The organism is Streptomyces chrestomyceticus JCM 4735 (assembly GCF_003865135.1).
GTDB lineage: Bacteria > Actinomycetota > Actinomycetes > Streptomycetales > Streptomycetaceae > Streptomyces > Streptomyces chrestomyceticus.
In genome coordinates, this window is record NZ_BHZC01000001.1 from 8,303,086 (window position 1) to 8,312,869 (window position 9,784).

General features: G+C 73.6%; 1 protein-coding gene. It reads left to right on the top strand.

The window, feature by feature from the left end; genetic code table 11:
* Positions 1-34 precede the first annotated feature (34 nt).
* Positions 35-9,769: a type I polyketide synthase gene (locus EJG53_RS36205; RefSeq protein WP_125048443.1), complete on the top strand. Its 9,735-nt coding sequence runs from the start codon at positions 35-37 to the stop codon at positions 9,767-9,769.
* Positions 9,770-9,784: the final 15 nt, after the last annotated feature.

The following is a 9,784-nucleotide window of genomic DNA, read 5'->3' on the forward strand; positions in this document are numbered from 1 at the left end:
CCAGCGCCGCGACTTCTTCGACGAGGTGAGTTAAGTGAGCGAGGAGAAGCTTCGCTATTTCCTCAAGCGGGTGACCGCCAACCTGCACGAGACCAGGCAGCGCCTGCAGGAAATGGAGGCGGCCGGCGGCGAGCCCATCGCCCTGGTGGGCATGGCCTGCCGCTTCCCCGGCGGGGTACGCAGCCCGCAGGACCTGTGGCAGTTGCTGGACGCGGGCCGCGAGTCGGTGGCCGCCCTGCCGCGCGACCGTGGCTGGGATCTGGGTGACGACGGGACGGGACAGGACGCCGCCGAGGTCCAGGCGGGCAACTTCCTGCACGACGCCACCGGCTTCGACCCCGCCTTCTTCGGGATCAGCCCGCGCGAGGCGGTGTCGATGGATCCGCAGCAGCGGTTGCTGCTGGAGGTGGCCTGGGAGGCGCTGGAGCGCTCCGGTATCGACCCGTCGTCCCTGCGCGGCAGCCCGACGGGCGTGTTCGCCGGTGCCTCCGCCTCCGGGTACGGCTGGGCCAGCGGCGCCCAGGGCGACCTGGACGGGCACGTGATGACCGGCAACGCGATGAGCGTGCTCTCCGGCCGTCTCGCCTACACCCTGGGCCTGGAGGGCCCGGCGGTCACCGTGGACACCGCCTGCTCCTCGGCGCTGGTCTCGCTGCACCTGGCCTGCCAGGCCCTGCGCGCGGGAGAGTGCTCCATGGCCCTGGTCGGCGGTGCCTATGTGGCGGCCACCCCCGTACTGTTCACCGACTTCAGCCGCTCCCTGGGACTCTCCCCGGACGGCCGGTGCCAGGCATTCGGCGCCGGCGCCGACGGCATGGGCGTCGCCGAGGGCGTCGGCGTCGTGGTCGCCGAACGGCTCTCCGACGCCCGGCGCAACGGCCACCGCGTCCTCGCGGTCGTACGGGGCAGCGCCGTCAACCAGGACGGCGCCTCCAACGGCCTGACCGCCCCCAACGGCCCCGCGCAGCAGCGCGTCATCCGCGCCGCCCTGGCCGGTGCGCGCCTGACCGCGTCCGAGGTGGACGTGGTGGAGGCACACGGCACCGGAACCCCGCTGGGCGACCCGATCGAGGCCCAGGCCCTGCTGGCCACCTACGGCCAGGAGCGCCCCGAGGGCCGCCCGCTGTGGCTGGGCTCGGTGAAGTCCAACATCGGCCACGCCCAGCAGGCCGCGGGCATGGCCGGCATCATCAAGATGGTCCTGGCCCTCCTGCACCAGAACCTCCCGCGCACCCTCCACGTCGAAAAGCCCACCGACGAGGTGGACTGGTCGGCGGGCGAGGTCAGACTGCTGACCGAGCCGGTGCCGTGGCCCAGTGGCGAACGGGTGCGCCGGGCCGGTGTCTCCGGCTTCGGCATGAGCGGCACCAATGTGCACGTGATCCTGGAGGAGGCCCCGGCCGAAGAGGCCACGGCCCCGGCCGGACAGGACGGGCCGGCCACGGACGCGGACGAGGGTGAGGCGGCGGCCCTGGCCGGGTCGGCGCAGCACGGGCCGGACGAGCAGGCCGTGTCGGCCCCCGCGCCGGCGCTGCTCGCCGACGGCGGCCCCACGGCCTGGCTGGTGTCGGGCCGGTCTGCGGAGGGCCTTGCCGCGCAGGCGGGACGACTGCGGGAGTGGGCGGCCGAGCGCCCCGCCCTGCGTCCGGCCGACGTGGCCTGGTCACTGGCGGCCACCCGATCGGTCTTCGAGCACCGTGGTGTGGTCGTGGCCGACGAGCACGCCGCACTTCTGTCCGGGCTGGACGATCTGGCTGCCGCAACGGACGCTGGCGGTACGGTCGTTGGCGTTGCTCGGGCCACGGGTCGTACGGTGTTTGTTTTCGCTGGGCAGGGTGCGCAGTGGGTCGGTATGGGCCGGGAGCTGTTGGCTTCGTCGCCGTTGTTTGCGGCGCGGCTGGCGGAGTGCGAAGCGGCGCTGCGGCCGTATGTGGACTGGTCGCTGACTGAGGTGTTGGCGGGTGCGGAGGGTGCTCCGGCGCTGGAGGCGGCCGAGGTCGTCCAGCCTGCGTTGTGGGCGGTGATGGTCTCCCTGGCCGCTGCCTGGGAGGCGGCCGGGGTTACTCCGGATGCGGTGGTGGGGCACTCGCAGGGGGAGATTGCTGCGGCGACGGTGGCTGGGATGCTGTCGCTGGAGGACGCCGCGCGGGTGGTGGCGGTGCGTTCGCGCGCGCTGTCGGGGCTGGATGTGGCTGGGGCGATGGTGTCGGTGGTGATGCCGACCGGTGCGGTGCGTGAGCTGGTGGCGGGCTACGACGGCCGGTTGTCGGTGGCTGCGGTCAACGGCCCGGCGTCGGTGGTGGTCTCCGGTCAGGCGGAGGCGCTGGCTGGGTTCGAGCGGGAGCTGGCGGCGCGCAAGGTGCTGCGCTGGCGCGTCCCGGCCACAGACTTCGTGGCGCATTCGCCAGCGGTGGAGCCACTCGCCGCCCAGCTCGAAGCGGACCTGTCGGGCATTGCCCCGCAGGCAGGCTGTATCCCGATGGTCTCGACCGTTACGGGGGAGTGGCTGTCCGGTGAGGATGCGGACGCCGCGTACTGGTTCGCGAACCTGCGGCAGATGGTGCGTTTCGAAGAGGCCGTGCGCACGCTGCTGGAATCCGGTTACGGGGCGTTCGTGGAGGTCTCTCCGCATCCGGTGCTGACCGCCGCGGTGACTGAAACCGCCGAGGACATGGATGCGGGCGCCGCTCAGGTGCTGAGCATTGGCACCTTGTCGCAGACCGACGCGGGCGCGGCCGGCCTGCTGCGTGCCTTCGCGCAGGCCCACGTGGCGGGGCTGGCGGTGGACTGGCGCAAGGTCCTGCCGGCCGGTGAGGTGGTGGATCTGCCCACCTACGCCTTCCAGCACCGCCGCTACTGGCTGGAGCCCTCCGCCGCAGCCGCCGCCGCGGTCGCCGCCGGTGGGTCCTCGGACGCCGAGGCACGGTTCTGGGCCGCCGTCGAAGGCGGCGACCTGACCCACATGGCCGAGGTGCTCAACCTGGACGACGCGCACGCGCTGGGCGAGGTGCTGCCCGCCCTCGCCTCCTGGCGCCGCCAGGAACAGGACCGGTCGGCCACCGCCGACTGGCGCTACCACATCACCTGGGCACCGGTGGCCGACCCGGCCGCCACCGTCCTCACCGGCCGCTGGCTGCTGCTCACCGGCCCCGAGGGCGCAGACCCGGCCCGAGCCTGCGCCCAGGCACTTGCCGCCCGTGGCGCCGACACCACCATCGTGGAGGTGCCCGAGGGCACCGTGGACCGGGCCGCGATGGCGGCCGTCCTCGGCCAGGCACTGCAAGAGCCCACGGCACCGTCGGGCATCGTCTCACTGCTTGCCCTGGACGAGACGCCGGTGCCCGGGCACCCCGCGGTACCGGGCGGCCTGGCAGGCACACTGGCCGCGGTGCAGGCACTGGGCGACATCGGGGTGGACGCCCCGCTGTGGGTACTGACCCGCGGCGCCGTCGCCACCACCGCCCAGGAGCCGCCCGTCACCCCGGCGCAGAGCCTGACCTGGGGCTTCGGCCGGGTCGTCGCCCTGGAACACCCTGACCGCTGGGGCGGACTGATCGACCTGCCCGCCGACTTCGCCGGGCCGGACGGCGCGGACGGACAGATCATGGCGCGCCTGTGCGCGGTGCTGGCAGGCTGCGGCGAGGACCAGACCGCGATCCGACCGGCTGGAATCTTCGGCCGCCGGCTGAGCAGGGCCGGCCGACCCCGGGGCGAGGCCGGAGCGTACACGCCCGGCGGCAGCGCCCTGGTCACCGGCGGCACCGGCGCCATCGGCGGACGCGTCGCCCGCTGGCTGTCCGGCCGCGGCGCCGCCCGGCTGGTGCTGACCAGCCGTTCCGGGCCCGCCGCTGCCGGAGCGGCCGCCCTGGCCGCCGAACTGGCCGCCGCGGGCAGCCGGGTGGACATCGTGGCCTGTGACGTCAGCGACCGCGCCCAGGTTGCCACGGTGCTCGGCCGGATCGCCGCGCAGGGCCCCTCGCTGACCACGGTGCTGCACACCGCCGGCGTCAACCAGGCCACCCTGGTGCAGGACACCGACCTCGCCGAGACGGACGCCGTGCTGGCGGCCAAGACGGCCGGCGCCCAGCACCTGCACGACCTGACCCGCGAACTCGGTCTCGACCTGGACGCGTTCGTCCTCTTCTCTTCCATCTCGGCCACCTGGGGCAGCGGCCTGCAGCCCGCCTACGCCGCCGCCAACACCTACCTGGACGGCCTCGCCCAGCACCGCCGCGCCCACGGCCTGCCCGCCACCTCGGTGGCCTGGGGCTCCTGGGGCGGCGGCGGCATGACCGACGAGGCCGGCGCGGCGCAAGGCATCCGGCGCGGCCTGATCGTCATGGACCCGGACCACGCCGTACAGGCGCTGGCCCAGGTTCTGGACTGCGACGAGCCCGAGCTGACCGTCGCCCACGTGGACTGGCAGCGGTTCGCGCCGCCGTTCACGCTGCGCCGCCCCAGCCCGCTGATCGAGAACCTGCCGGAGGTCCAGGAGGTGCTGGCCGCCGACGGGCAGCACACCCCGGACAGCGGTGACACGGCAGCCGGCCCGCAGGCCGGAGCCTCCTGGCGCCGGCAACTGGCGGGCCTGTCCCGCACCGAGCAGAAGCGGACCCTGCTCACCCTCGTCCAGACCCAGGCAGCCGCGGTGCTCGACTACGCCGCACCCGGCGAGGTCGAGGCCACCCGCGCCTTCAGCGACCTCGGTTTCGACTCGCTGACCTCGGTCGAACTGCGTAACCGGCTCAGCAGCGCCACCGGCCTGCAACTGCCCGCCACCCTGCTGTTCGACGCCCCCACGCCCAGCGCCGCCGCCGAATTCCTGCTGGCCGAACTGGCCGAGCTGACCGGCACACCGGACGGCACGCAGGCCGACGCATCGCGCACCGCCCCCGTCCTGGCGGCAGCCGCGGACGAACCGCTGGCGATCGTCGGCATGGCCTGCCGCTACCCGGGCGGCGCGAGCGGCCCGCAGGAGCTGTGGAACCTGGTCACCGCCGGGACCGACGCCATCTCCGTACTGCCCGAGGACCGCGGCTGGGACATCGAGGACCGCCAGGGAGACCCCCAGGGCCCCGTCCGCTCCGGCGGCTTCGTCTACGACGCGACCCACTTCGACGCCGGCTTCTTCGGGATCAGCCCGCGCGAGGCGGTGTCGATGGATCCGCAGCAGCGGTTGCTGCTGGAGGTTGCCTGGGAGGCGTTGGAACGCTCCGGTATCGACCCGTCGTCCCTGCGCGGCAGCCCGACGGGCGTGTTCGCCGGTGCCTCCGCCTCCGGCTACGGCTGGAGCTCCGGGGTGCAGAAGGAGCTCGACGGCCACCTGGTGACCGGCATCTCCACCAGCGTGGTCTCCGGCCGCGTCTCCTACGTCCTGGGCCTGGAGGGCCCGGCGGTCACCGTGGACACCGCGTGCTCCTCCTCCCTGGTCGCGCTGCACATGGCCTGCCAGGCTCTGCGCTCCGGAGAGTGCTCGCTGGCCCTGGCCGGCGGGGTCATGGTGGCGGCCAACCCGCTGCTGTTCGACCAGTTCAGCCGGCAGATGGGACTCTCCCCGGACGGCCGGTGCAAGCCGTTCGGGGCCGGCGCCGACGGTATGGGACTGGGCGAGGGCGCCGGCATGCTGGTCGTCGAGCGGCTCTCCGACGCGCGGCGTCATGGACACAAGGTTCTGGCCGTCGTACGGGGCAGCGCCGTCAACCAGGACGGCGCGTCCAACGGTCTGACCGCGCCCAACGGCCCCTCCCAGCAGCGAGTGATCCGTGCCGCGCTGGCCAACGCCCGCCTCACCCCCGCTGACGTGGACGTGGTGGAAGCGCACGGCACCGGCACCCCGCTGGGTGACCCGATCGAGGCCCAGGCCCTGCTGGCCACTTACGGCCAGGAGCGCGGCGAGGGCGACCCGCTGTGGCTGGGCTCGGTGAAGTCCAACATCGGTCACACGCAGGCCGCGGCCGGCGTCGCCGGTGTCATCAAGATGGTCCTGGCCCTCCAGCACCGCGAGCTGCCGCGCACCCTGCACGCAGCCGAACCCTCCCCGCACATCGACTGGTCGGCCGGCGACGTCAGACTGCTGACCGAAACGGCCCCGTGGCCGGGCAAGGACCGGGTACGTCGCGCCGGCGTCTCGTCGTTCGGCATGAGCGGCACCAACGCCCACCTCATCCTGGAGGAGGCCCCGGCCGAGCCGGCCGACACTGGCGAAGCGCCCGAACCGGTTGAGGCCGCGCCTGCGCTGCTTGCTGACGATGGTCCTACGGCGTGGTTGGTGTCGGGTCGGTCTGCGGAGGGTCTTGTTGCGCAGGCGGGTCGGTTGGGGGAGTGGGCGGCTGGGCGTTCTGCGTTGCGGCCGGTTGATGTGGCGTGGTCGTTGGCGGCTGCGCGGGCGGTGTTGGAGCACCGTGGTGTGGTCGTGGCTGGCGACCGGGCGGGGTTGTTGGATGGCGTACGGGGGCTGGCGGCCGGTGAGGCGGCGCCGGGTGTGGTGTCGGGTGTTGCTCGGGCCACGGGCCGTACGGTGTTTGTGTTCGCTGGGCAGGGTGCGCAGTGGGTCGGTATGGGCCGGGAGCTGTTGGCTTCGTCGCCGTTGTTTGCGGCGCGGCTGGCGGAGTGTGAGGCGGCTCTGGGGCCGTACGTGGACTGGTCGCTCAGCGATGTCCTGACGGGTGCGGAGGGCGCTCCGGCGTTGGAGGCGGCTGAGGTTGTCCAGCCCGCACTGTGGGCGGTGATGGTCTCCCTGGCCGCGCTGTGGGAGGCCGCTGGCATCGTGCCGGATGCGGTGGTGGGCCACTCGCAGGGAGAGATTGCTGCGGCGACGGTGGCCGGAATGCTGTCGCTGGAGGACGCCGCGCGGGTGGTGGCGGTGCGGTCTCGCGCGCTGTCGGCACTGGATGTGGCTGGGGCCATGGTGTCGGTGGTGATGCCGGCCGGTGCGGTGCGTGAGCTGGTGGCGGGCTTCGACGGCCGGTTGTCGGTGGCTGCGGTCAATGGGCCGGCGTCGGTGGTGGTCTCCGGTCAGGCGGAGGCGCTGGCGGCGTTCGAGCGGGAGCTGGCGGCGCGCAAGGTGCTGCGCTGGCGCGTCCCGGCGACAGATTTTGTGGCGCATTCGCCAGCGGTGGAGCCGCTTGCCGCCCAGCTCGAAGCCGAACTGTCGGGCATTGCCCCGCAGGCAGGCCGTATCCCGATGGTCTCCACGGTCACAGGCGAGTGGCTGATCGGTGAGGAAGTCAACGCCGGTTACTGGTTCGCGAACCTGCGCCAGACGGTGCGCTTCGACGACGCCGTCCGTAGCCTGCTGGAGGCCGGTTACGGAGCGTTCGTCGAAATCTCGCCGCATCCGGTGTTGACGGCTGCGGTGACCGAAACCGCCGAGGACACGGATGCGGGTGCCGCTCAGGTGCTGAGCATCGGCACCCTGTCGCAGACCGACGCGGGCGCGGCCGGTCTGCTGCGCGCCTTTGCACAGGCCCACGTGGTCGGTCTGCCGGTGGACTGGCGCAAGGTCCTACCGGCTGGCGAGGTGGTGGATCTCCCCACGTACGCCTTCCAACACCGCCGCTACTGGCTGGAGAATTCCGCCACCGCCACCGCCACCGCCGCCGCTACGGCCACCGCCAACAGATCCTCGACCGCCGAGGCGCAGTTCTGGGCCGCCGTCGAAGGCGGCGACCTGTCGGGCGTCGCGGACACCCTGGCCCTCACCGATCAGCAGCAACTCAGCGGCGTACTGCCCGCGCTGGCGTCCTGGCGGCGCCGCGAACAGGAACGTTCGGCCACCGAGAGCTGGCGCTACCGGATCACCTGGGCACCGGTGGCCGACGCGGCACCGGCTCGCCTGACCGGCCGCTGGCTGCTGCTCGTACCGGCTTCGGAGGCCGACGGGCCGATGGCGCGCCAGTGCCGTGCGGCGCTGGCTGCCCGTGGAGCGGACGTCGCCGTACTGGAGATGGCCGGGGCCGCCACGCGTGAGACGGTGGCCGAGCAGGTCCGCGCGGCACTGCCGACGGACGGGTTCGCAGGCATCCTCTCCCTGCTCGCGCTGGACGAGACACCGATGCCGGGCCACCCGTCGCTGACCGTGGGCCTGGCCGCCACCCTCACCCTGGTGCAGGGCCTCGGCGACGCCGACGTGGACGCCCCGCTGTGGGTGGCCACGTCCCACGCGGTGGCTGCGGCACCCGGCGAGCCGCCGGTCCGCCCGCTGCAGACACAGGTCTGGGGCCTGGGCCGGGTCGTCGGCCTGGAGCACCCCGAGCGCTGGGGCGGGCTGGTCGACCTGCCCACCGACTTCGACGGACCGGACGGGCAGATCGCGGCGCGTCTGTGCGCGGTGCTGGCCGGCTGCGGTGGTGAGGACCAGGTGGCGATCCGCGCGGCCGCCATCCTGGGCCGGCGCCTGACCCACGCTCCGCAGCCCGTCTTGCCCGACCAGCCGTGGACTCCCGGCGGCAGCGTCCTGGTCACCGGCGGCACCGGTGCCCTCGGCGGACACGTCGCGCGCTGGGCGGCCGGGCGCGGCGCCCGGCGGCTGGTGCTGACCAGTCGCTCCGGGCCCGCCGCTGCCGGAGCGGCCGCCCTGGCCGCCGAACTGGCCGCCGCGGGCAGCCGGGTGGACATCGTGGCCTGCGACGTCAGCGACCGCGCCCAGGTCGCCGGGGCGCTGGGCCGGATCGTCGCGCAGGGCCCCTCGCTGACCTCGGTGCTGCATACTGCCGGTATCGGGCAGGCCGTGACGGTGGCCGAGGCCGACCTGGCCGAGACGGACGCGGTACTGGCGGCCAAGGCGGCCGGAGCCCGGCACCTGGACGAGCTCACCCGCGAACTCGGCCTGGAACTGGACGCGTTCGTCCTGTTCTCCTCCATCTCCGCGATCTGGGGCAGTGTCGTGCAGCCCGCCTACGCCGCAGCCAACACCTACCTGGACGGCCTCGCCGAGCACCGCCGGGCCCGCGGCCTGCCCGCCACCTCGGTGGCCTGGGGCCCCTGGGGCGGCGGCGGTATGACCGACGCGGAGACCGCCGGGCGGCTGGCCCGTGGCGGCGTGGCGCTGATGGACAAGGACCGCGCGGTCCAGGCCCTGGCACACCTGGTGGACGGCGGGGAGGGGCCGATGACCATCGTCGACGTCGACTGGTCGCGATTCGCCGTGCCGTTCACGCTGCGCCGCCCCAGCCCGCTGATCGCCGGCCTGCCCGAGGCCGCCGCGGCCCTGGCGGCAGAGGCGGACGCCCTGGTCACCGACCCGGGCGCCGGAGCCTCGCTGCGCGAGGAGCTGGCCGGGCTGCCGAGTGCCGAGCAGCACCGGGCACTGGTCCGGCTGGTGCAGGAACACGCGGCCGCGGTGCTCGACTACGCCGCACCCGGCGAGGTCGAGGCCACCCGCGCCTTCAGCGACCTCGGCTTCGACTCGCTGACCTCGGTCGAACTGCGTAACCGGCTCAGCAGGGCCACCGGCCTGCAACTGCCCGCCACTCTGCTGTTCGACCACCCCACCCCGCAAGCGGCGGCCGACCACCTGTGGAGCGAACAGTTCCAGGACGGCACGGGCGCGGTGTCCCTGGTGGAGGAGGTCGACCGGCTCGGGTCGCTGCTGACCGGGGCGGCGCCGGACGAGAAGACGTACGACATGGTCACCGAGCGGCTGCACCACCTCCTCGCCCAGTGGAAGGAGAGCGGCGCACCGGAAGAGAGTCAAGCAGTCGCGGACAAGATCGGATCCGCAACGGACGACGAGATATTCGAGTTCATCCACCGAGAACTCGGCCGGTAACCGGCCCCCCTCAGG